The organism is Nonomuraea candida (assembly GCF_000725485.1).
Lineage (GTDB): Bacteria > Actinomycetota > Actinomycetes > Streptosporangiales > Streptosporangiaceae > Nonomuraea > Nonomuraea candida.
Genome location: NZ_JOAG01000025.1, coordinates 43,246 through 65,367, shown reverse-complemented (window position 1 = coordinate 65,367; position 22,122 = coordinate 43,246). Strand labels below are relative to the sequence as shown.

Sequence of the window (22,122 nt, the reverse complement as noted above, 5' to 3'; positions counted from 1 at the left end):
CTCTGTCATGCCCTCGCGACCTGCTATAACTACATAAAGTAATTGAGCTATAACAGATGGTGTATAGTCATGCCGGGATATAGGACTTTCTGGCGCTGAGACCGGCTTGACGTGCCCAGGCCGTCCCGGTACGAAAGGCGGCCGCATCCGAAGTCAGCCCCAGCACTCCCAGGAGCGGGGGCCGTTGAAGTCCTGGAAGCGGCTGACCGCCGGGGTGGAGTAGAGGGCGGAGCAGGCGGCCAGGGTGTCGATCAGGTCGTCGTCGCACGTGCCCGCAGGGCTCCCGTCCCCGCCGACGGCGTGAGCAGGACCCAGCCCAGGGTCGCCGCGCCCGCGGTCCCGGCCGCCAGCACGGCCACCGCCGGCCACCGGGGCGCCCGGCGGGCCGGCGGCGTCTCCGGCGCGGCGGTCTCTCGCGGGGCGCGGTGGGCCAGGATCGTCTGGTAGAGCGACAGCGGCCGTCAGGAGCCCGGCGGGGCCACCGAGGCGCGCTCGATCAGGCGGGAGCGCAGGGTGTGCATCTCGCGGGCGGGCTCGGCCCCGCCGAGGATGTCGAGCAGCACCTGCGCGGCCTTGGCGCCCAGCTCATGCACCGGCTGGGCGATCATCGTCAGCGGCGGGTCCATCACCGCCGCCCACGAGCTGTCGTCGAACCCGATCAGCGCCACGTCACGCGGATAGGACAGCCCCGCCTGGCGCAGGGCGCGCAGCGAGCCGGTCATGCCGTCGGTCTCGGTGCAGAACACGGCGGTGACCCGGTCGGGCAGCGCGAGCATCCGGCCGACCTCGGTGACGACCCGCTCCTCGGTCTTCGGGCCGACCATCACGAGCCGCGGGTCGAACGGGATGTGCGCGTCGTCGAGGGCGTCGAGGTAGCCGCGCAGCCGCTCGCCGTCGGTCCACAGGTTGCGCGAGGCCGCCGCCAGCAGCTCGCGCCTGGTGGCGGGGGCCTGCGCCACCGGCGGCCCCCAGACGAAGCCGATGCGCCGGTGCCCGGCGGCGATGAGCCGCTCCACGGCCTCGCGGGCCGCGTCGCGGTTGTCGATGACGACGGCGTCGAGGTCGAGCGCGGGGACCGCGCGGTCCACCAGCACCACCGGGATGCCCCGGTCGATGGCGGCCCGCAGGTGCGCGACCTGGTCGCGGCCGAGCGCGGCCGAGGCCACGATGACGCCGTCGACCCGCTTGTCGATCAGCACGTTGGTGGCCGCCACCTCCTCCCGCAGGTCTTCGTACGTGCTCAGCACGATCACGTCGAACCCCCGCGCCCGCGAGGTGTCGGAGACGCCCCGCAGCAGCCCGGCGAAGAACGGGTTGCCGATGTCGGCCACGATCACGCCCAGCGTGTGGCTGACCCCCGTGGACATGCTGCGGGCCAGCCTGTTGGCGCGGTAGCCGAGCTTCTCGGCCGCCGCCAGCACCCGCGCGCGCAGCTCGGGGCTGACGTATCCGTAGCCGCCCAGCGTGCGGGCCGCGGTGGCGCGGCCCACGCCGGCCTCCGCCGCCACCTCGGAGATCGTCGGCCCCGCCTGGCCGCGGTCAGTCGGCATGCGTCCCGTCCCTCGTCACCTTGATCCGGACAGGATACTGTCCCGGCCGTGCCCGAAGGCGCCCTCGACGAAGCACTGCGCGTACGCCGCCTCGGCCCCCTGGCGCAGCGCCCGCTCGATCGCGGCGGGCCTCGCGGGCGCGCCCACCGCCCAGCCGTCGCCCAGCAGCGACACGGCGAACCCGGCGAGGAAGGCGTCGCCGCAGCCCATCGTGTCCACCAGGCCCTCGGCGAGCCGGGCGGGGGCCGGCACCGTCACCCGGCCGTCGTGGGCGAGCGCGCCGGCCACGCCACGGGTGCCGAGCGCGAGCCCGGCGCCCCGCCCCACCACCTCGGCGAGCAGGTCCGCCGTGGCCCGCTCGTCGAGGTGGGAGCAGGACAGCAGCACCAGGTCGGCGTACGGGCAGATGCGGTCGAGGTAGGCCGCGTCGCGGAACTCCTCCTCGCTGGACAGGTCGAAGCTGACCAGCGGGCCGCGCCCGGCCAGCTTGGGCAGCTCCGGCTCGCTGCGCGAGTAGACGCTGGAGTGCACCAGGTCGAAGCCCGCCACGTAGCCGAGCAGGTCCGCGTCGAGCACCAGCGGCTCCCGCACGGTGACGCCGCCGCCGTTCCAGCCCAGGAAGACGCGGTCGCCGTCGTCCACCCGCAGGCGGGAGAGGCCGCTCTCCCCGGCCCGTACGACACAGCGGTTCACGGCCACGCCCTCGGCGGCGATCGACTCGCGCAGGAACCCGCCGAGCCCGTCGTCACCGAAGACTCCCAGGTAGGCGGCCTCCACGCCGAGCCTGCGGGCGTAGACGGCGACGTTGACGCTGTTGCCGCCGGGGTAGTCGATGCCCCGGTCGACGAACCGGTCGACGATGTTGTCGCCGAAGCCGAGCACTCTCATCGGCTCAGTAGTCCATGACCCGGTAGTAGCGGCGCAGGTCGAGCGAGTGGTCGCGGACCCGCTCCAGGTGCTTGCTGACCCGGCTCATGACGGTGTCGAGCACGAGCGGCGCGAGCAGGCCGCGGAACTCGGGGCTGATCCCGGTCAGCGGGTAGTCGCGGGTGTCGAAGACCGTGACGTCCTTGGAGACGCGCCGCGCGAACGCCTCGGCGCGGTCGGTCAGGGCGCGGGTCTCGTCCTCACCCTGGAAGACGATCACGCTGGTGTCCTCCTCCAGCAGTTCCAGCGAGCCGTGGAAGAACTCGGCGCTGTGCACGCGGGTGGTGCGCAGCCACTGCATCTCCTCGAGGATGCACATCGAGTAGAGGTAGGTGAAGCCCCACAGGTTGCCGCCGCCGATGAGGAAGTAGTAGTCGCTGTCCTTGTGGGCCTCGGCGAACGCGGCCGCCACCGGCTCGGCCTGCCTGGCCACCTCCACCAGGACCTGCGGGATCCCGGCCAGCTCGGCGGCGAGGCGCTCGTAGCCGTCGAACTCGCCGCGCCGGGCCAGCAGCCGGCCCATGAACAGCAGCAGCTGGAAGTCGAACGGCCACGTCTTGGGCTCGGAGATCAGCGCCGTGTCCGCCTTGGCGGCCACGGGGGAGTCGGGGTGGCCGGTGAAGGAGATCGTGTACGCCCCCTTCGACCTGCAGTACTCCATCGCCCGCACGCTGTCGTCGGTCGTGCCCGAGACGGAGGTGAACAGCGCCACCGTGCGCTCGCCCAGCCGGGCGTCACCGGAGGCGACCAGCTCGGCCGCGATCACCGCGCGCACGTCGAGCGTCGAGCTGCGCCGGGCGAGGTGCTCGTACGGCCACATCTGCGCGTAGGTGCCGCCGGCCCCGACGAGGAGCAGGGTGTCGAACCCCTCGTCCACGAGCCGGTCGACCAGCTCCTCGATGCGCGGGCGCAGGGCCACCGCGCTGGCTGCCTGGGAGAGAAATTCCGGCTCGTCGAATCCGAGCATCTTCGTGTCCTTTCCGGGATTTCCGGCGTCCGTTCAAATGGGACCTGATACCGGTATCACGCGGGGGTCACGTTGGCACACCGTCCCGGACGGCGTCAACCTCCCTTCTCGTACAACCGGTTCTGAGCTGGAGCCTTGTCGGTGTCGCCAGGTCACGCCGGGGCAACGAAGAAAAGATCTTGGCTTACGGGTCTGGTACCGGTATCAGGTGAGCTGTAGGGTCGGCCAACACCACGCACGGCTTGCCGGTAGAGAAAGGAAGCCCATGCGCCCTCGCGCCCTGCCGACGTTCGCGGCACTCCTCGGGACACTCACCCTGGCCGCCTGCTCCGGCGGCGGAACCCCCCAGGCCCCGGCGGCCGACGCCGCCGCCCCGCCGGAGTTCTCCGGCACGCTGAGCATCCTCACCAAGTTCGCCGGCGACCCCACGGGGCCCTACTTCGAGAACCTCGCGGCGGCGTACCAGAAGCAGCATCCGCAGGTGAAGGTGGAGCTGATCCAGGAGACCGACCAGAGCGTCAAGGACAAGCTCAAGACGCTCACCGCCTCCGACGCGCTGCCCGACATCTACTTCACCTGGACCGGCAACTGGGCCGACAACTACATCCGCGGCGGACGCGCGGCCGACCTGACCAAGGTGATCGGCCCCGACACCGCGTGGGGGAAGACCTTCAGCCCCGGCTCGCTGGCCGCCTTCGCCCGCGACGGCAAGTACTACGGCATCCCGCTCTACGGCAACGGCAAGTTCATGGGCTACAGCAAGAGCGCCTTCGCCAAGGCGGGCGTCGCGGTGCCCAAGACGTTCGAGGAGCTGATCGCCGCCTGCGGGCCGCTGCGCAAGGCCGGGTACGAGCCCATCGCCTTCGGCAACAAGGACGGCTGGCCCGCCCTGCACTACCTGCAGCAGCTCTTCGCCTACAACGTGCCCGACGCCACCCTCCAGGCCGACTTCGACCCGGCCACCGCCAAGCTCGCCCACCCCGGTTACGTCACCGCGCTCAACCAGTTCAAGACGCTGGTCGGCCAGTGCACCGACACCCGCGAGGGCACCAACGGCGTGCTCTACAGCTCCGCCCAGGAGGCGTTCGCCGGCGGCAAGGCCGCCATGTACTACCAGGAGATCCTGGAGTTCGACAACGCCACCTCCGGCGGCAAGCTCGAACCGGACGACTTCGGCATCTTCCCGCTCCCCGTCCCGGCGAACGCGGCCGGTGACCCGGCGGTGCTGGAGGGGTCGCCCGAGGGCTACCTGATCAACGCCAGGTCGCCCAGGGTCGCGCTCGCGGTCGACTTCATGAAGTTCGCCACCAGCCTGGAGAACGCCAAGACGCTGTCCGCCCCGCCGTACGGACAGCCGAGCACCGTCGTCGGCGCCGTCACGGAGGAGACCTCCAGCAAGGCCGTCCACGAGGGCATGCAGCTGGTCAACAAGGCGCCGAAGCTGGCCGTCTGGCTCGACACCGTCACCGTCCCCGAGGTGGCCGACGCGTGGCTGGCCGGCGGCGAGGCGCTGGTCAGCGGCGGGAAGACGGCCGAGCAGGTGCTCGACAGCGTGCGCCGGGCCTCGGAATCGGCCAGGTAGGGGAGTCCTCGCGTGCGCGCCACCCTGCGAAGGACGCTCGGGCTCGCGTGGGTCCTGCCCGCCCTCGTGCTCGTCGGAGTGTTCGTCTACCTGCCCCTCGTGCAGAACCTGGGCTTCAGCACGCTGGAGTGGGACATCTACAGCGGCAGCCAGGAATTCGCCGGCCTGGCCAACTACGCCAAGCTGGCCGGGGACCCCGTCTTCTGGTCGTCCCTGGGCAACAACGCGCTCTACGCGGCGATCTCCATCGTCTTCCAGGTGCTCGGCGCGCTGCTGCTCGCCGCGCTCATCGAGGGCGTGCGGAGCCAGCGGTGGCAGCGCGCGCTGCGGGCGGTCTACTTCATCCCGTCGGCGATCTCGCTGACCGTCGCGGGCCTGCTGTTCTACTTCATCTACGAGCCGAACCTGGGCCCGCTCAACCACGCGCTGAGGGCCGCCGGCCTCGGCGAGCTCGCCCAGGCCTGGCTGGGCCAGGAGAGCACCGCCATGTCCGCGATCATCGCGATGAGCCAGTGGCAGGGCTTCGGCTACTCGACGCTGCTGTTCGCGGTGGCGATCCAGCGCATCCCGGCCGAGATCTACGGCGCCGCCGCCATCGACGGCGTCGGCCCGGTCGGCCGCTTCTTCCGGATCACGGTGCCGCTCGTGCGCGAGATGACCGGGCTGATGGCGATCGTCACGCTCTCGGGCGCGTTCCAGGTGTTCAACGAGGTGATGGTGATGACGGGAGGCGGGCCCGACAACTCGACCCAGGTGCTGGGCACCTGGCTGTACCGCAGCGGGTTCGTGCGCAACGACTTCGGGTACGCCGCGGCGATCGCCACCGTGCTGTTCGTGATCACGCTCGGCGTGGCGGTGGCGCAGCTCTGGTTCACCCGCAGGAGAAGGGTGGAATGGTGACGCGCCTGAGCTTCCTCGGGGTGATCGCCCGCGTCTTCATGTGGGCGTTCCTGCTGGCCCTGGCGGTGGTCGTGCTCTATCCGCTGCTGTGGATGACGCTCAACGGGTTCAAGACCAACGCCGAGCTGTTCGGCGACCCGTTCGCGCTGCCGCTGGACTGGAGCTTCGACAACTACGCCAAGGCGTGGAACCGGGGCGTCAGCGACTATCTCACCACCAGCGTGCTGGTCACGGTGACCTCGACGGTGGCGACCGTGTTCGTCAGCGCGTGGGCCGCCTACGGGCTGACGCGGGTGGACGTGCCGATGAACCGGACGCTCACGGCGGCGATCCTCGGCGGGCTGATGCTGGCCCCGACCGTGGCGCTCGTGCCGCTGGTGAAGCTGTTCCAGTCGATGGGCCTGTACAACACGTTCTGGGCGCTGCTCATCCTCTACACCGCCTTCCGCATCCCGTTCACCACGTTCCTCATCCGGGCGTACATGATCGACCTGCCGCGCGAGGTGGACGAGGCCGCCGAGATGGACGGCGCGGGCCGGTGGACGGCGTTCTGGCGGGTCATCCTGCCGATGTGCAAGCCCATCCTCACCTCGACGGTGCTGCTGCACATCCTGTTCACCTGGAACGAGTACCTGTTCGCGATGATCTTCACCAGCGGGTCCGGCGTGCAGACGCTGCCGGTCGGGCTGACGAGCCTGATGAGCAAGCACGGCACCGACTATCCGGTCGTGTTCGCCGGCATGGTGATCGCGGCGCTGCCGGTGGTGCTGCTGTTCTTCCTGGGCCAGCGCTACATCGTGAAGGGCCTCGCCGATGGGATCGGCAAGTGAGCAGCGCCGATGGGATCGGCAAGTGAGCAGCGCCGATGGGATCGGCAAGTAGACGATGAAGGAGTTGTCGTGACGTTCCCGCTCGACCGGTTCACCGGGTCGAACTTCGCCTACCAGCACCTGCCGTTCGAGCGCTTCCTCGACGACGCGGCCGACCTCGGCAGGCAGCGGCTGGAGCTGTGGGGCATCGCGCCGCAGCTGCACGTCCCGGAGCTGAGCGACGCCGGGGCGCGGGCCGTGCGGCGCGCCGCCGAGTCGCGCGGCCTGTCCGTCGCCTGCCTGACGCCCGAGCAGGTGATGTACCCGGTCAACCTGGCCTCGCCGGACACCGGGCTGCGGGCGCGCAGCGTGGCGATGTTCCGGCGGGCCGCGGAGCTGTGCGCCGAGCTCGGGGCGGGCCTGCTGCTGCTCACGCCGGGGCGCGGCTTCGAGGACGAGCCGGTGGCGGACGCCTGGCGGCGCGCGGCCGACGCGATCGGCGAGATCACCGCGTACGCGGGCACGCTCGGCGTGACGTGCGTGCTGGAGGCGTTGCAGCGCGCCGAGTCGAACCTGGTCAACGACTCCCGGGCGCTGGCCCGGATGATCTCCGAGATCGGCGCGCCGAACCTGGGCGCGGTCCTGGACACCGTGGCGATGGCGGTGGCGGGGGAGAGCGTGGACGACTACTTCGACGCGCTCGGCGACCGGGTCCGCCATGTCCACCTTATCGACGGCCGGCCCGCCGGGCACCTGGCGTGGGGCGACGGCGAGCTGCCGCTGGCCGATTACCTGGAGGCCCTGGAGCGGCGGGGATACGGCGGGCTCATGACGTTCGAGCTGTTCGGGGACGGCACGTACGCCATGGCGCCGAGGCCCGCCGTGCGGCGCTGCCTCGACGCCGTGCGCGCGCTCTCCTGATCACCCCAGGCGGGCCACCCCGTCCAGGAGGCGGTCCACGTCGGAGCGGTCGTTGTAGTGGACCAGGCCCGCGCGCACCGCGCCGCCCGAGTCGCGCACGCCGAGGGCGGCGGTCAGCTCCCAGGCGTAGTTGTGGCCGTTCCACACGTTCACGCCCTGCTTGGCCAGGTGCTCGGCCACCCGGCGCGGGCTGTGCCCGGCCACGTTGAAGTAGACGGTGGCGGTGCGCCTGGCCGGCTTGCCGTACACCGTCACGTGCGGCATCGTCTCCAGCCCTTCGAGCAGCACCGCGAACAGCGCCTGCTCGTGCTCCTCGGCGGCGGCCATCGAGGCGAGCAGGCGCTCGCGGCGGTTGCCCGGGCCCGGCACCATGGCGGCCAGGTGGTCCACGGCGGCGGTCACCCCGTCGAGGTCGGCGAAGGGCAGCGTGCCCGTCTCGAACCGCTCGGGCACCGTGTCGGACGAGCAGGCCAGCTTGTCCGGGGCGAGCGTCTCCAGCAGCGCCGGGTCGGCGACCACCGCGCCGATGTGCGGGCCCGACCACTTGTAGGCGCTGGTGGCGTAGAAGTCGGCGCCCAGCGCGCGCATGTCGACCGGGCCGTGCGGGGTGGCGTGCACGCCGTCCACGTACGTCAGCGCGCCCGCCCGGTGCGCCAGCTCCGCGATGGCGGCCACGTCGGGGCGGGTGCCGAGGATGTTGCTGGCCGCGGTGACCGCGACCACCCGGGTGCGCTCGTTGACGAGTCCGGCGTACTGCTCGACCGGCAGCTCGCCGGTGACCGGGTCCACCTCGGCCCACCGGACGGTGGCGCCGGTCTGCGTCCAGGGGCGGACGTTGGCGTCGTGGTCCAGCCGGGAGACCACCACCTCGTCGCCGGGGCCGGCCAGCGCCCTGGCCAGGCGGTAGGTGAGGGTCGTCATGTTGGGGCCGAGGATCACGCCGCGGGCGTCGCCGCCGACCAGGTCGGCCACCGCGGCGCGGCAGGCGGCCACGATGGCGTCGGAGCGGTGGCTGGCGGGGAAGGCGCCGCCGACGTTGCCGATCCCCGTGCGGTAGGCGGTGGCGATGGCGTCGATGACGGGGCGGGGGGTCTGCGTGCCGGCGGCGCCGTCGAGGTAGGCGTAGCCGTCGGAGAGCGCGGGGTACGTGGCGCGTACCTCTTTGATGGGGAAGGGCATGATATGTAGATGCTCAGCCTGCGCGACCTCAACCGTGCCACTCTGGCCCGCCAGCACCTTCTCTCCCGTCACGAGGGGGACGTGACCGACGTCGTGCACCGGCTGGCCGGGCTGCAGGCGCAGGAGCCGCGGCCGCCGTACCTCGGGGTGTGGGCGCGGCTGGCCGGGTTCGGGCGCGACGACCTGCACGCGGCGCTGCACGCGCGCACGCTGGTGCGGGCCACCATGTGGCGGGGCACGCTGCACCTGGTGACGGCCGCGGACTTCGCGGCGTTCCGGCCGGTGGTGGCGCCCGTGCTGGCCGCCGCCGCGCGCCGCTTCGACGGGATCGACGCCGACGCGGTCGTGGCCGCCGCCGGCCGGCTGCTGGCCGCGGGGCCCCTGACCTTCAACGAGCTGCGGCCCCGGCTGCTGGCGGAGTTCCCCGGCGGGTACGACCGCGCGCTCGGCTACGTCGTGCGCATGCTCACCCCGCTCGTCATGGAGCCCACCGGCGACCGGTGGAGCTACCCGCGCGACCCTGCCTTCGGGCTGCCCGGCATCGAGCCGCGGCCGGCCGGGGTGCCCGCGCTGATCGAGCGGTACCTGGCCGCGTTCGGCCCGGCCACCCCCGCCGACGTGCAGACCTGGTCGGGGCTGGGCGGGCTGGGGAAGGTCATGGCGGGCATGGAGCTGGAACGGGTGACGGACTTCGCCGGGCGCGAGCTGTTCGACCTGCCCGGCGCGCCCCGGCCGGGCGGTGACGTGCCCGCGCCCGTTCGCTTCCTGCCCGACTTCGACACGCTGATCCTCGGCCACGCCGACCGCACCAGGGTGCTGGCCGACGAGCACCGGGGCCTGGTCACCACGAAGAACCTGCGGGTGCGGGCGGTCTACCTGGTGGACGGGTTCGCCGCCGGGACCTGGCAGATCAAGCGCTCGGGCAAGAAGGCCAGGCTGCTCGTCAGCCCGTTCGGGGAGAGCCGGCTGGACGTGCTGGAGGAGGAGGGGCTGCGGCTGCTCGCCTTCGCCGAGCCGGACGCCACCTCGCTGTCCCTCGAAACCGCCCCCTCCTGAGGCTGCTGCTCGACCGGCCCGGACGCCGGCCCGCCACCGCTGCCCTCGCCGGTCTCGTCCTCCCCTGTCTCGTCTTCGCCGGCATCGCCGTCGCGGGGGTCGTCCGTCCCGTCTTTCCCGCCCGCGGAATTGTCGGTGGCGTGTGGGACCTTGGAAGCGGCGTGCCGGGGCCGGGCCGTTCCCTCCGCTGTTCGGGCGGGGTGATGGGGGAGCCGGCCGGGGAGGCGGCATGCCTGGTGGCCTTCGGCGCCGAGGGGAGGGGGATCGCTTGGCGGCCGTCCAGGCGTTTGACCACGCCCTCATGGCGGGACATCCCGGAGGGTGCGTAACAGGGCGCCCCGCAAGGCTCATGCCCCGCGGGGCTCATACCGGGTTCCTCGGCAGGCTCGTGGCCTGGAGGGTTCGTGCCGGGTTCCTCGGGAGGCTCGTGGCCTGGAGGGCTTGTGACGGGGTGTCACGGACGTCCCGGAACGGGAGGCCCCGGAGGGCGCGCGCCGGACGGTCAGCGGACGGCGTATGCGCCGATCGCCGGTTCCAGGAGGTCGAAGACCTGACGCGCGATCCCGTCCAGCTCGGCGGCGATGGCGTCATCACCGCCGCCCCCGCCGCGCTCACCGCCGGCCTCCCCGTACCCGGGACCGGGGGCGCCCGTCAGCATGCGGGCCTGCAGCTCGCGGAAGAGCAGCCGGTCGGCCGCCGCGAGCTGCGCCGCCACGGCGCGGGCGGCGACCGGGTCGCCGGAGGTCTCGGCGGCCTCCGCCGTGAGCTGCCGGGCCAGCGCCTCCTCGCGCTGGTCGTGCAGGTCGCGCAGGCGGGCGACGAGCGTCGGGCTCTCGGCGATCATCCGCGCGAAGGCCGGGCCGGTGAAGCCGATGACCGGGTCGCGCCGCTCCAGTGCCGCCAGATACTCCCGCCGCACCGCCGCCAGCGCCGACTCGCCGGCCGGGCGGCGCGCGACCGTGCGCGCCAGGCCGGCCGCGAACTCCTCGTGGTGGTCGAGGGCCAGATCCTCCTTGCGGGGGAAGTAGTTCGTCACGGTCATCTTGGCCACCCGGGCGGCGGCGGCGATGTCGGCGATCGTCGTACGGTCGAAGCCGCGTTCCAGGAACAGTTGGGTAGCGTGGTCAGAGATGGCCTGCCGGGTCTCTCGCTTCTTCTGTTCCCTCAAGCCCAAGGTGTCGGTGTCCATGGCCGCAGTCTTCCACAAATTTTTAGGTTCGACCTCATTTTAGGTTGCTTCTTACTTCAAGAGGTCCTAAAGTTAGGTGCGACCTAAAGTTAGGCCGCCGTCCACTATCCAACGCGAGCGAGGAGAGTGTTTTGTCCCAAGCAGCAGAGGTTCTCGAACTGGACGACAACCGCGCCGGCGGCGCCCCCGCCGTCGGCGCCGACTCGGTCAAGGCCTACCTCAAGGAGATCGGCCGGGTGCCCCTGCTCACCGCCGAGCAGGAGATCGACCTGGCCAAGCGCATCGAGGCCGGGCTGTTCGCCAGGGAGCGGCTCGACAGCGAGCCGGGCCTCACCCCCGACCTGCGCGCCGACCTGGAGTGGGTCGCCGAGGACGGCCTGCGCGCCAAGCGCCGCATGCTGGAGGCCAACCTGCGGCTGGTGGTCTCCATCGCCAAGCGCTACACCGGGCGCGGCATGCTCTTCCTCGACCTGATCCAGGAGGGCAACCTGGGGCTGATCCGCACCATCGAGAAGTTCGACTACCGGCTCGGCTACAAGTTCTCCACCTACGCGACCTGGTGGATCAAGCAGGCCATCACGCGGGCGATGGCCGACCAGGCGCGCACGATCCGCATCCCGGTGCACATGGTGGAGCTGATCAACAAGGTCGCGCGGGTGCAGCGCCGGCTGCAGAGCGACCTGGGCCGCGAGCCCACCCCCGAGGAGATCGCCAAGGAGAGCGAGCTCGACGCCGACCGGGTCGTCGAGATCCAGGGCTACGGCCGCGAGCCGATCTCCCTGCACACGCCGCTGGGGGAGGAGGGCGACAGCGAGTTCGGCGACCTGATCGAGGACACCGAGGCGGTCTCGCCGGCCGACGCGGTCTCGTTCACGCTGCTGCAGCAGCAGCTCCACGCCCTGCTCGACCAGCTCAGCGAGCGCGAGGCGGGCGTCATCAGCATGCGCTACGGCCTCAACGACGGCAAGCCGATGACGCTCGACGAGATCGGCCGCATCTACGGCGTCACCCGCGAGCGCATCCGCCAGATCGAGGCCAAGACGATGTCCAAGCTCCGCCACCCCTCCCGCTCCCTGGCGCTGCGCGACTACCTGAGCTGACCGGCGGCGACCGGCGCCCGGCGACCGTTCCGGGACGCACCGGCACGCGCGCCGGGGACGAGGTGCGGACTGAAAGGCTGCGCAAACGGAAAATCAAGAGTGTCGCCACAGCCCTATGGATCCCGGGGCGGCTGACCTAGATTCCAAGGCGTGAAACGCTCTCGTTCGAGCCTCGTCCACCAAGCGACCTACGCGATCAAACATCCGCACAAGATCATCCCGCACGTGCGCCGGCTGGCCCGCGACACGTGGTTCAGGCTGCGTACGCGAGACCACGTCGCCTACTACCGCGCCGTCATGAAGTCCGACACCGCCCGCGACCCCGAGGGCGCCGTCGGCTCGCACAACCACCGGCGGTGGCTGGCGCTGGGCCGCATGCAGTTCGACTACCTGGTCGAGCACGGGCTGAAGCCGGAGTGCCGGATGCTGGAGATCGGGTGCGGCAACCTGCGGGCGGGCCACCTGTTCATCGACTACCTGCACACCGGCAACTACTACGGCATCGACATCTCGCCCGACATCCTCATGGCCGCCCAGGACACGATCGTGCGGCACGGGCTGGCCGACAAGCTGCCGCACCTGACCCCCGTACGCGACCTGCGCTTCGCCTTCCTGCCCGACGCGCACTTCGACGTCGTGCACGCGCACAGCGTCTTCTCGCACTCCCCGCTGGAGGTGATCGAGGAGTGCTTCGCCCACGTGGGCAGGGTGATGAAGCCGGGCGCGTGGTTCGACTTCACCTTCGACCGCACCGAGGGCAAGGAGCACCAGGTGCTGCGGGAGGACTTCTACTACCGCACCGAGACGCTCGTCGCGCTGGCCGGCCGCTACGGCTTCGACGCCGCCTTCATGGACGACTGGGAACGGCTCCCGCACAAGCAGTCGAAGATCCGCCTCACCAAGCGCCGCCCGGCGTAGGCGCACCGCGCCGCCGGGTCGCGGTGGAGTTCTGCGCCGACGAGGCCGCCCAGGGCACCCGGTACGCCGAGGTCACGTTCACGGCGGCCGCCCACGGCGAGCGCGTCGGGGACCTGGGGCTGCCGCTGGAGGCGGCGCTCGACGGGCTGGCCGAGGGGCGGGCCAGGCACGGCATCGAGTGCCGGGTGCTGCTCGACCACTCCAGGCGGCGGCCGGTGGAGCGGATGTGGCGGACGTACGAGCTGGCCACCCGCCACGACGAGGCGATCACGCTGGGGCACACGGAGCGGCTCGGGCACGGCATGCGGGTGCTCGACGACGACGCGCTGGTGGCCGAGGCGCGCGAGCGCGGCCTCCCGCTGGAGGCCGGCCTCAGAGCCGGGGTGGACGCCTGGCCGGCGACCCCGCCGGCTCCCTGAAGGCCAGGGCGGACGCCACCCGGCCACCACGCCGGCTCCCCTGAAGGCCGGGCTCAGCGTCACCTCACGCGCGGGGGAGCCGCACGACCGCCGCGCCCAGCGGGGCCAGCGTCACCTCGCCCGCCACGGCCTGCCCGGTGAGCAGGTCCGTCCCCTCCCCTTCCAGGGGGACGGACGCGCCCTCCTCGGCGCTGTGGTTGAGCAGGAACACGTAGTCGTGCGCCGAGTCCCCGCGTACCGTGCACTCCACGTGCGCGGGCACGCCCTCGAAGCGCGAGCGCACGCCCGCCTCCGCCACCACCTGCGCCAGCGTCGTGTCGAACGCCTCCCGCTCCAGCAGCGTCGCGAAGTAGACGACCCGCCCGGAGCCGTAGCGGTTCTCGACGACGGCGGCGCGGCCCGCGAGCAGCCCGTCCGCGTACGTCGCCAGCGCCTTGCCGGTCTCCAGGTGCAGGTCGTCGCGCCACCAGGTGGCCGTCGCGCGCCGCCCGTCGGCGAAGTCCACGGCGAACTCCTCGTGCGGGCGCGCCGGCCAGTACTCGTCGATCTTGGCCCCGATGAGCTCGCGGAACGCGCCGGGATAGCCGTCGGGCCGCACCCGGTTGTCGCCGTCCACCACGCCGGAGAAGAACGAGATGACCACGGTGCCGCCGTTCTCGGCGAACTCGTGGATGCGCGCCACGGCCTCGTCGGAGATCAGGTACGCGTTCGGCACGATCAGCACCTTGTACCCGTCGAGCGGCGAGGCGTAGGACACCACGTCCACCGCGTGGTGCCGCTCCCACAGCGGCGTGTAGTGCCGCATGACCGTGTCGGTGTAGCTGAAGTCGCTGCGCGGCAGGCCGAAGACCTCCTCCAGCCCCCACCAGCCGTCCCAGTCGAACATGATCGCGATGTCGGAGCGCGAGGTCGTGCCGGCGACCGGGGCGAGCAGCTTGACCTCCCGCCCGAGGTCGGTGATCTCCCTGAACGTGCGCGAGTCGGGCCCGGAGTGCGGCAGCATCGCCGAGTGGAAGCGCTCCTGGCCGCCCCGGCTGGCCCGCCACTGGAAGAACATCACCGAGTCGGCCGCCCGCGAGAGCGCCTGCAGCGAGCCGAGCCGCATCCGCCCCGGCTCCTTGACGATGTTGAGCTGCCACTGGCTGACCGCGCTGCTCGACTGCTCCATCAGCATCCACGGCTGCCCGCCCTTGAGCGAGCGGAACAGGTCGTAGTTGAAGGCGGCCGAGACGTGGGAGTCGGCGTCGGCGGGGTTGGGGTAGATGTCGAGCGCGGCGGCGTCCTCCTCCGGCGCCCACTTCCAGTAGTCGGCGTGGCGGAAGAAGCGCATGAAGTTCGTCATGACCGGGAGGTCGTCGCGGAAGGAGCGCACGATGTCCCGCTCGGCCAGATAGCACTCCAGCAGCGCGTCGGAGGTGAAGCGCTTGAAGTCGAGGCGGCGCGTGGGGTTCATCCAGGTGCGCGGGATGTGCGGGACGTCGATCTGCTCCCAGTCGGTGTAGACCTGGCCCCAGAAGCGGGTGGTCCACGCCTCGTTGAGCCGCTCCAGGGTGCCGTACCTGCGCTTGAGCCAGGTGCGGAAGTTCGCCGCGGCGGCCGGGCCGTACGACGTGGGGCCGTACTCGTTGCTGATGTGCCACATCGCCAGCGCCGGGTGGAAGGAGTAGCGCTCGGCCAGCTTGGTGGTGATGCGGGCGGCGTACTCGCGGTAGATCGGCGAGGACGGGTCGTAGTGCAGCCGGTTGCCGAAGCCGAACGGCTGCCCGTCCTCCCTGATCGGGAACACCTCGGGGTGCAGGTGCGTGAGCCAGACCGGCGGCGCCGCCGTGGGGGTGGCCAGGTTGACGCTGATGCCGTTCTCATGGAGCAGGTCCATGATCTCGTCCATCCACCCGAACGCGTACGTGCCCGGCTCGGGCTCCAGCGACGCCCACGCGAACACGCCCAGGCTCACCGTGTTGACGCCGGCCTCGCGCATCAGCCGGACGTCCTCCCGCCAGACCGCGGGCTCCCACTGCTCGGGGTTGTAGTCGCCGCCGTAGGCGAGCCCGCCCACGCGCCGCCTGAAGTTCTCCATGCGTGACATGTCCATCGCTCCCGTAGTCGTGTTGCTCAAACCGTTCGGATCCCGCCGCGGTCAGGCGGGCTCGACCGACACGCCGGTCAGCCGCTGCTCGTCGCCGGTGCAGGCGTACACCTCGCCGGTCAGCACGACCGTGCGCTCCTCGACCACGTCCGCCACCGAGCGGCGCACCGACACGCCGACCTCGCCCGGTTCCACCACGCGCCGCCCGGCCCGGCCGGTGAACGACAGCAGCCGGGCCGGCACGTCGAACGAGACCCGCGCGCTGCGGCCCGGCTCCAGCTCGACGCGGGCGTACCCGGCGAGCTGGGCCAGCGGCCGGGTGACCGAGGCGATCCGGTCGGAGACGTAGACCTGCACCACCTCCGCGCCCGCCCGCTCGCCGGCGTTGCGCACCACCACCGAGCAGCGGACCGGCTCCCCGGCCGCGACCCGCGCGTCGGCGGTGAAGCCGGAGTAGTCGAAACGCGTGTAGCTCAGGCCGTGCCCGAACGGCAGGACGGGCGCGGGGTCGAGGTTGCTGACCGAGGAGGCCGCCCCGAGCTTGGGGTGCAGGTAGCTGTAGGGCTGGCCGGCGGCGCCGCGCGGCATGCTCATCGGCAGCCGGCCCGAAGGGTTCACCGCGCCGCTCAGCACGCGGGCGATCGCGCCCGCGCCCTCCTCGCCGGGGAAGTACGCCTGCACGACGGCGGCGGCGTCCTCGACGAGCCCCGGCACGGCGTACGCGCGGCCGGTCATCAGCACCACCACGGTCGGCGTGCCGGTGTCCAGCACCGCCCGCGCCAGGTCGAGCTGCGCGCCGGGCAGGTCGAGGCTCTCCACGTCGCAGCCCTCGCCCGAGGTGCCCCGCCCGAACAGCCCCGACCGGTCGCCCAGGACGACGACGGCCACGTCCGACTCGGCGGCCAGGCGGGCGGCGGCGGCGATGCCCGAGCGGTCGCCGTCGTCCACGCCCGTGCCCCGCTCGGCCCGCACCCGCGCGCCGGGGAACTCCGCCCGCAGCGCCTGCAGCAGCGTGGGCGCCTCGATGCCGGCCGCCACGCCGGGGTGGTGCGGCAGCACGTGCTGGACGAAGGAGTAGCAGCCGAACAGGGCGGCCACGTCGTCGGCGTTCGGCCCGACCACCGCGATGCTCTTGCCCTCGGCCGGGCCCAGCGGGAGCAGGCCGTCGTTGGTGAGCAGGATGACCGACTCCTCGGCCAGCCGCCGCGCCAGGTCCCGCGAGGCGGGGTCGTCGAGGTCGATCGGGCCGGCCGCCGGCTCGGGGTCGTAGTCGTCGTCGAGCAGGCCCAGCTCCGCCTTCTGCCGCAGCACGCGGCGCAGCGCCCGGTCGATCAAAGACTCGTCGATCCGGCCGGCGGCGACGGCCTCCTTCAGCGGCTCCAGGTAGGCCACCCCGGTCGGCAGCTCCACGTCGATGCCCGCGCTCAGCGCCTGCACGGCCGCGTCGCCGGCGTCCTCGGCCACGGCGTGCAGGGTGTGCAGGAAGGCCACGGCGAAGTAGTCGGCGACGACGGTGCCCTCGAAGCCCCACTCCTCGCGCAGGACGGTGGTGAGGTAGTGGGCGTCGGCGGCGACCGGGATGCCGTCGATCTCGGCGTAGGAGTTCATGACCGAGCCCGCGCCCGCGTCGCGCACCGCCACCTCGAAGGGGAACAGCAGCGTGTCGGCCACCTCGCGCGCGCCCGCGTGCACGGGGGCCAGGTTGCGGCCGGCGCGGGAGTTGGAGTAGCCGACGAAGTGCTTGAGCGTGGCGATCACGCCGGTCGACTGCACGCCGCGCACGTAGGCGGCGCAGATGGTGGCCACCTCGTACGGGTCCTCCGACACGCACTCCTCGACCCGGCCCCACCGCTGGTCGCGGATCACGTCGAGGACGGGGGCCAGGCCCTGGTGCACGCCGAGCGCCCGCATGCTCGCCCCGATCCTGGCGCCCATCTCCTCCACCAGCGCCGGGTCGAACGACGCGCCCCACGCCGGCGGCACCGGGTAGGTCGTGGCCCGCCACGCCGCCAGCCCGGTCAGGCACTCCTCGTGCGCGAGCGCGGGGATGCCGAGCCGGGTGCTGTCCCGCAGCCACTTCTGCCGCCCGGCCAGCGCCGAGCGCGCCCACTCCGGATCGACCGGCCTGGTGCCGTAGTGGCGGGTGATCTGGCCGACGCCGTGGCGGGCGAACGCCTCGAACTGCACGTCCTCGCCCTGCATCGCGTCCTGCAGCGGCGCGACGACGCCCTCCTCGCGGTTGACGTTGAGCCACACGCCCACGAGTTGCGCCAGCTTCTCGTCGAGTGTCATCTCCGCCAGCAGCTTCTCGACCCGCCGGGACCGGCGCTCGGTGATTTCGGGCTGCTCAACACGTGCAGGCATACATCCTCGTTCTCAGAATGAATGGATTTCCGGAAAGGCCTGCCGACTCGCGATATCCGGCGAAGCTCGTCCGTACTGGGTCAGAAAGTTTCCGGATAACTTTCCGAAAGGTTACCGTGACATTGCCGATCAGTTACGGTAGGCTCCCGCCATTGACCCTGTCAACAGGCTGTATCAAATGACGACATCTCCCTGATTAATGCAGGTCAAAGGGATGTCTGGCTTTTCAGGTGGTTTTCCGAAAGTTGTCATCAGCCGGTGCCGCCGGACGGCGGCGCCACCGCAAACAGGAGGTCCTGTGCCTCGCGCCACGCTGGCCGACGTCGCGGCAGCCGCCGGAGTGTCGGTGCCCACGGTGTCCAAGGTCCTGAGCGGCAAGAAACACGTCTCCGCCGCCACCAGGGACAAGGTCCTCGAAGCGGTCAGGGCCTCCGGCTACGAGGCCCCGCGCCCGCCCACCGCCCCCCGCGTCGGCGTGGTCGACCTGCTCATCGACGGCCTCGGCTCCCCCTGGGCGCAGGTGCTCATCAGCGGCGCGGAGAAGGCGGCGGCGCGCTGGGGCTTCTCCCTGGTCGTGACCTCCTCCGCGCGGGCCGACTTCGACCTGCGGCGCTGGATCGGCATGGTGCGCAAGCGCAACACCGACGGCATCGTGCTGGTGCTGTCCCGGGCCGACCAGCGCGAGATCGCCGCCATCGAGGAGCTGCTGCACGTGCCCCTCGTGCTGCTCGACCCGGTCGGCCAGCGCGATCCGCGCCTGTCCACCGTCGGCGCGACCAACTGGCTGGGCGGGGTCATGGCCACCACCCACCTGCTCGAACTCGGGCACACCAGGATCGCCTTCATCGGCGGGCCGCTCGACACGCAGTGCACGCTCGACCGGTACGAGGGCTACCTGGCCGCGCACCGCACCTTCGGGATCGACTCGGACCCGGCGCTGACCCGCTACGGCGACTTCCTGGTCGGCGGCGGCAAGGCGCTGACCGCCGAGCTGCTCGACCGCGACGACCCGCCCACCGCCTTCTTCGCCGGCAACGACCTGCAGGCCGCCGGCGTCTACCAGGCGGCCACCGAGCGCGGCCTGCGCGTGCCCGACGACCTGTCCGTGGTCGGGTTCGACGACTCGCTGCTGTGCGAGATGCTCTCGCCGCCGCTCACGACCGTGCGCCAGCCGCTCGACGACATGGCCAACGAGGCGGTCCGGCTCGTGTACGAGGAGCTGACCCATCCCCGCGGCCCCGCCGGCACCCGGATCGAGCTGGCCACGACCCTCGTCGTCCGCAGCAGCACCGCCCAGCACGGCGAAAGGCGCACCCGCCCCGTCCGGCACCCGTAGCACGGCCCGCCCCCGCCGGGCACTCCTGGACGGCTCACCTGGACCGGGGCGGGCGGCGGTCTACCGGCTAGTCACCGGTGATCACGAAGGCCGAGCCCGGCTCCCTGACGATGTCGCCGGTCGCCGAGTTCGTGATGGTGACGTCGGTCAGCGTCGCGCTGCCGCGCGCGCTGCTCTGCGCGAGGATGCCCGCGCCGTTGTTGGACCTGTCGATCCTGACGCCGGTGATGGCGACGCCCGGCATGTTGCCGCCGCCGGACTTGAACTGGATGCCGTCGTACGTCGAGTCGAAGATGTCGGTGTCGCGGATGGTCACGCCGGTGATGTCGCGGTTCTGGGCGTACAGGGTGATGGCGCCGAACTTCTGCGCCTCCCGCCAGAAGACGCCGCCGCACCGGTGCAGCGCGTTGTCGGCGATCAGCGTCTGGCCCGAGAAGGGCAGCGGGTTGTGGTCGGGCGGATGGCCGAACCATAAGAGGACGAACAGATGGCCGCAATATTTCGACGAGTTTTCGCAAAGGAATAACTGCCGATCGGGCGCGGATGGAGACCATCGGGCTGGTGACGCCGTATCTTCCTGGATCGGGCGGCCGTTGACCCGGCGCAAGGGATGACGTCAAGGAAGCGCAAGAGCGCGCAAGTCTTGCGTTCGTTTCCCTCCCCTTGCGAGCCCTTGCGTAAAGGACCGGCGGCAACGCAGAGGATCAGGCAACTCACGGCGTCACGGCCGGCGCAGCCCCCGTCATGTCGGGGTAACCCATGCCGGGGTAACCCCATGCCGGGTCAGTGCAGCCCGTGCCGGGTCAGTGCAGCCTGTGCCGGTCAGTGCAGCCCGTGCCGGGTCGGGACGGCTCGTGTCGCGTCAGGACAGCCCGTGTCGCGTCAGAGCAGTCCGGCGTCGCGTACCTTCATGGCCACCAGCACCCGGTTGTCGGTGCCGAGCTTGGCGAAGATGCGGGTGATGTTGGCCTTCACCGTCGCCACGCTCACCGACAGGTCCCTGGCGATCTCGGCGTTCGAACTGCCCCTGGCCACCTCGATCGCCACCTCGCGCTCGCGCTCCGTGAGCGCGGCCAGCTCGCGGACCGCCTCCGGGCGGCGCGGCTCGTAACGGCCGGTCGCCGCCGCGATCACCTGCTGCGTGACGGTCGGCGACAACACCGGCTCGCCCTTCGCCACGGCCCGCACCGCCTCGATCATCTTCGGCGGCGGCGTGTCCTTCAGCAGGAAGCCGTGCGCGCCCGCCTGCAGCGCCCGCAGCACCAGGTCGTCGGCGTCGAACGTGGTCAGCACCAGGATGCGCGGCGCGTCAGGACGGCTCAGCAGCAGCTCCGTGGTGACCAGGCCGTCCTGCTCCGGCATGCGGATGTCCATCAGCACCACGTCGGGCCGCAGGTCGCGGATCACCGCCATCGCCTGCCTGCCGTCGCCCGCCTCGCCCACCAGGTCGAGGTCGGGCTCCCCGCCCAGGATGAGGCGCAGCCCCGTGCGCACCATCGGGTCGTCGTCCACGATCACCACTCTGATCACGGGCTCAAGCCTCCCACGGCAGCAGGGCGTCGAGGACGAACCGCCCGTCGCGTACGTCATGGGTGATCGTGCCGCCGGCCATCCGCGTGCGCTCGGCCAGGCCGACCAGCCCCAGCCGCCCGCCCGGACCGGCGGGTGCGCCGTGCGGGGCCGCGTTGCTCACCCGGATGCGCAGCCCCGACCCCGGCCGCCCGCCGATCTCGGCCCGCACCGGGCTGCCCGGCGCGTGCTTGCGCGCGTTGGTCAGCGCCTCCTGCACGATCCGGTACGCGTGCCGCCCCGTCTGCGCGGGCAGCGACTCCCTGTCGTCCACGGTGTCGTCCACCTCGACCCGCTGCCCGGCGGCGCGTACCTCTTCGAACAGGGCGTCCAGGTGGGCCAGCGTCGGCTGCGGCGGCTGCGGGCCGCCGTCGCGGCGCAGCGTGCCGAGCACCGCGCGCAGCTCGTTGAGCGACTGGTGGGCGTTCTCCTGGATCGCCAGCGCGGCCTCGCGCGTCTGCTCGGGGCTCAGGTCCTTGCGGTAGGCCAGGCCGCCCGCGAGCATCGCCAGCAGCGAGATCCGGTGCGCCAGGACGTCGTGCATCTCCTGGGCGATCTTCAGCCGTTCGGACAGCTTGGCCTGCTCCACCCGCTGCGCCTGCGCCGCCTCCTCCGCCGCCCGCTGGGCCTCGGCCAGCTCGGCCCGCCCGCGCAGGTAGAGGCCGAGCACGGTCAGCGCGGTGAGCAGGATGGCCGCGATCACCCCATAGACGGCCGTCAGCACCCAGTTGCCCACCAGCCGGGTGTAGACGATGACGCACAACCAGAACACGACCGCCGCCGGCACGACCTGCTGCCAGCGGCGGTGCTTGGCCAGCGAGGTGAACGCCACGACGGCCGGGCCGGTGACGGAGTAGAGGCAGGCCGAGGGCAGCGCCGTGAGCAGCGCCACCTGCAACGGCCACCGGCGCCGCCAGCGCAGCGCCACCAGGCCCGCCGCCCCGACGCCGATGTCCAGCAGCCAGTAGACCAGGAAGCCGGCGGCGCCGTCGGCGCGGTCGGAACGGGTCACCAGGATGACGACGGAGACGAACAGGGGCACGGAGGCGACCAGGTAGAGCAGCAGGCTCCCCATCCGGTCGGGGGACGTCCGCATGACCCTGGCCCACCCGCCGGACCGATGCTCACGGTGGCCGGGCCCTGCGGCGTGGTCGCCGTCGTCAGGGTGGTGAGGTCGTTCGAGAGGGTGGTCGTGCACGGCCTCCAGCCTAGAAGAGCACCTGGCCTGCCCTTTAGCTCCCCAGGTCCAC

The 22,122-nt window shown here is 71.8% G+C and carries 19 protein-coding genes and 1 pseudogene; 9 read left to right on the top strand and 11 right to left on the bottom strand.

Annotation, left to right across the window (positions count from 1 at the left end):
* Positions 1 to 153: 153 nt before the first annotated feature.
* The 4 genes from IO39_RS23920 to IO39_RS23905 all read right to left on the bottom strand — a co-directional run bounded on the left by IO39_RS23920 (position 154) and on the right by IO39_RS23905 (position 3,444).
* Positions 154 to 369, bottom strand: coding sequence for a hypothetical protein (locus tag IO39_RS23920; protein WP_043627363.1), 216 nt, complete (start codon positions 367 to 369; stop codon positions 154 to 156).
* Positions 370 to 461: 92 nt separating this feature from the next.
* Positions 462 to 1,550, bottom strand: coding sequence for a LacI family DNA-binding transcriptional regulator (locus IO39_RS23915; protein ID WP_043627362.1), 1,089 nt, complete (start codon positions 1,548 to 1,550; stop codon positions 462 to 464).
* 15 nt (positions 1,551 to 1,565) lie between these two features.
* Positions 1,566 to 2,438 carry a PfkB family carbohydrate kinase gene (locus IO39_RS23910; RefSeq protein WP_043627359.1) on the bottom strand — a complete coding sequence of 291 codons (873 nt, stop codon included), beginning with the start codon at positions 2,436 to 2,438 and terminating at the stop codon, positions 1,566 to 1,568.
* A gap of 4 nt (positions 2,439 to 2,442) precedes the next feature.
* Complete coding sequence (locus IO39_RS23905; protein WP_043627357.1) at positions 2,443 to 3,444, bottom strand: SIS domain-containing protein; 1,002 nt, start codon at positions 3,442 to 3,444, stop codon at positions 2,443 to 2,445.
* A 265-nt stretch (positions 3,445 to 3,709) separates the two neighbouring features.
* On the opposite strand from IO39_RS23905, the gene IO39_RS23900 reads away from it, so the two are divergent.
* The 4 genes from IO39_RS23900 (at position 3,710) to IO39_RS23885 (ending at position 7,656) form a co-directional block, all read left to right on the top strand.
* Complete coding sequence (locus tag IO39_RS23900; protein ID WP_043627356.1) at positions 3,710 to 5,026, top strand: ABC transporter substrate-binding protein; 1,317 nt, start codon at positions 3,710 to 3,712, stop codon at positions 5,024 to 5,026.
* 12 nt (positions 5,027 to 5,038) lie between these two features.
* Positions 5,039 to 5,926 carry a carbohydrate ABC transporter permease gene (locus IO39_RS23895; RefSeq protein WP_043627353.1) on the top strand — a complete coding sequence of 296 codons (888 nt, stop codon included), beginning with the start codon at positions 5,039 to 5,041 and terminating at the stop codon, positions 5,924 to 5,926.
* Positions 5,920 to 6,756 carry a carbohydrate ABC transporter permease gene (locus IO39_RS23890; RefSeq protein ID WP_043627351.1) on the top strand — a complete coding sequence of 279 codons (837 nt, stop codon included), beginning with the start codon at positions 5,920 to 5,922 and terminating at the stop codon, positions 6,754 to 6,756. The genes IO39_RS23895 and IO39_RS23890 overlap by 7 nt, the downstream gene beginning before the upstream one ends.
* Before the next feature lie 69 nt (positions 6,757 to 6,825).
* The gene (locus IO39_RS23885; protein WP_043627349.1) at positions 6,826 to 7,656 is read left to right on the top strand and encodes a sugar phosphate isomerase/epimerase family protein; all 831 of its coding nucleotides are present in this window, start codon (positions 6,826 to 6,828) and stop codon (positions 7,654 to 7,656) included.
* On the opposite strand, the gene IO39_RS23880 is transcribed toward IO39_RS23885, so the two are convergent.
* The gene (locus tag IO39_RS23880; protein ID WP_043627346.1) at positions 7,657 to 8,835 is read right to left on the bottom strand and encodes a cysteine desulfurase-like protein; all 1,179 of its coding nucleotides are present in this window, start codon (positions 8,833 to 8,835) and stop codon (positions 7,657 to 7,659) included.
* 9 nt (positions 8,836 to 8,844) lie between these two features.
* Here IO39_RS23880 and IO39_RS23875 point away from each other — a divergent pair, with 9 nt between their 5' ends.
* A complete protein-coding gene (locus IO39_RS23875) occupies positions 8,845 to 9,891 on the top strand; it encodes a winged helix DNA-binding domain-containing protein (RefSeq protein ID WP_043627344.1) in 1,047 nt (348 codons plus the stop codon).
* 502 nt (positions 9,892 to 10,393) lie between these two features.
* Here the strand turns inward: IO39_RS23875 and IO39_RS23870 are convergent.
* The gene (locus IO39_RS23870) at positions 10,394 to 11,059 is read right to left on the bottom strand and encodes a TetR/AcrR family transcriptional regulator (RefSeq protein WP_245642171.1); all 666 of its coding nucleotides are present in this window, start codon (positions 11,057 to 11,059) and stop codon (positions 10,394 to 10,396) included.
* A 170-nt stretch (positions 11,060 to 11,229) separates the two neighbouring features.
* On the opposite strand from IO39_RS23870, the pseudogene IO39_RS23865 reads away from it, so the two are divergent.
* The 3 genes and pseudogenes from IO39_RS23865 to IO39_RS23855 all read left to right on the top strand — a co-directional run.
* Positions 11,230 to 12,180: pseudogene (locus tag IO39_RS23865) on the top strand (RNA polymerase sigma factor); the annotation flags it as partial.
* Positions 12,181 to 12,330: 150 nt separating this feature from the next.
* Positions 12,331 to 13,098 carry a class I SAM-dependent methyltransferase gene (locus IO39_RS23860; protein ID WP_043627331.1) on the top strand — a complete coding sequence of 256 codons (768 nt, stop codon included), beginning with the start codon at positions 12,331 to 12,333 and terminating at the stop codon, positions 13,096 to 13,098.
* A 23-nt stretch (positions 13,099 to 13,121) separates the two neighbouring features.
* Positions 13,122 to 13,517, top strand: coding sequence for an amidohydrolase family protein (locus IO39_RS23855; protein WP_052423292.1), 396 nt, complete (start codon positions 13,122 to 13,124; stop codon positions 13,515 to 13,517).
* Between the two features lie 64 nt (positions 13,518 to 13,581).
* On the opposite strand, the gene IO39_RS23850 is transcribed toward IO39_RS23855, so the two are convergent.
* Positions 13,582 to 15,603: a beta-galactosidase gene (locus IO39_RS23850; protein ID WP_245642170.1), complete on the bottom strand. Its 2,022-nt coding sequence runs from the start codon at positions 15,601 to 15,603 to the stop codon at positions 13,582 to 13,584.
* Positions 15,604 to 15,654: 51 nt separating this feature from the next.
* Positions 15,655 to 17,967 (bottom strand): beta-xylosidase/alpha-l-arabinosidase, encoded by a 2,313-nt coding sequence (locus tag IO39_RS23845; protein WP_052423291.1) that lies wholly within the window; start codon positions 17,965 to 17,967, stop codon positions 15,655 to 15,657.
* Positions 17,968 to 18,265: 298 nt separating this feature from the next.
* On the opposite strand from IO39_RS23845, the gene IO39_RS23840 reads away from it, so the two are divergent.
* On the top strand, positions 18,266 to 19,303 hold the full coding sequence (locus IO39_RS23840) for a LacI family DNA-binding transcriptional regulator (RefSeq protein ID WP_043627325.1): 1,038 nt from the start codon (positions 18,266 to 18,268) through the stop codon (positions 19,301 to 19,303).
* Between the two features lie 67 nt (positions 19,304 to 19,370).
* Here IO39_RS23840 and IO39_RS23835 read toward each other — a convergent pair whose 3' ends face one another.
* The 3 genes from IO39_RS23835 to IO39_RS23825 all read right to left on the bottom strand — a co-directional run bounded on the left by IO39_RS23835 (position 19,371) and on the right by IO39_RS23825 (position 22,070).
* A complete protein-coding gene (locus tag IO39_RS23835; RefSeq protein ID WP_043627322.1) occupies positions 19,371 to 19,910 on the bottom strand; it encodes a hypothetical protein in 540 nt (179 codons plus the stop codon).
* 275 nt (positions 19,911 to 20,185) lie between these two features.
* Positions 20,186 to 20,833, bottom strand: coding sequence for a response regulator (locus IO39_RS23830; protein WP_043627320.1), 648 nt, complete (start codon positions 20,831 to 20,833; stop codon positions 20,186 to 20,188).
* Between the two features lie 4 nt (positions 20,834 to 20,837).
* Entirely contained in the window at positions 20,838 to 22,070 is a 1,233-nt protein-coding gene (locus IO39_RS23825) for a sensor histidine kinase (protein ID WP_169789106.1), read from the bottom strand.
* Positions 22,071 to 22,122 lie beyond the last annotated feature (52 nt).

Coding starts and splice junctions, on each gene's coding strand:
- IO39_RS23915 (WP_043627362.1), bottom strand. CDS start 1,550: ATGCCGACTGACCGCGGCCAGGCGGGGCCGACGATCTCCGAGGTGGCG.
- IO39_RS23910 (WP_043627359.1), bottom strand. CDS start 2,438: ATGAGAGTGCTCGGCTTCGGCGACAACATCGTCGACCGGTTCGTCGAC.
- IO39_RS23905 (WP_043627357.1), bottom strand. CDS start 3,444: ATGCTCGGATTCGACGAGCCGGAATTTCTCTCCCAGGCAGCCAGCGCG.
- IO39_RS23900 (WP_043627356.1), top strand. CDS start 3,710: ATGCGCCCTCGCGCCCTGCCGACGTTCGCGGCACTCCTCGGGACACTC.
- IO39_RS23890 (WP_043627351.1), top strand. CDS start 5,920: ATGGTGACGCGCCTGAGCTTCCTCGGGGTGATCGCCCGCGTCTTCATG.
- IO39_RS23880 (WP_043627346.1), bottom strand. CDS start 8,835: ATGCCCTTCCCCATCAAAGAGGTACGCGCCACGTACCCCGCGCTCTCC.
- IO39_RS23875 (WP_043627344.1), top strand. CDS start 8,845: ATGCTCAGCCTGCGCGACCTCAACCGTGCCACTCTGGCCCGCCAGCAC.
- IO39_RS23850 (WP_245642170.1), bottom strand. CDS start 15,603: ATGTCACGCATGGAGAACTTCAGGCGGCGCGTGGGCGGGCTCGCCTAC.
- IO39_RS23845 (WP_052423291.1), bottom strand. CDS start 17,967: ATGCCTGCACGTGTTGAGCAGCCCGAAATCACCGAGCGCCGGTCCCGG.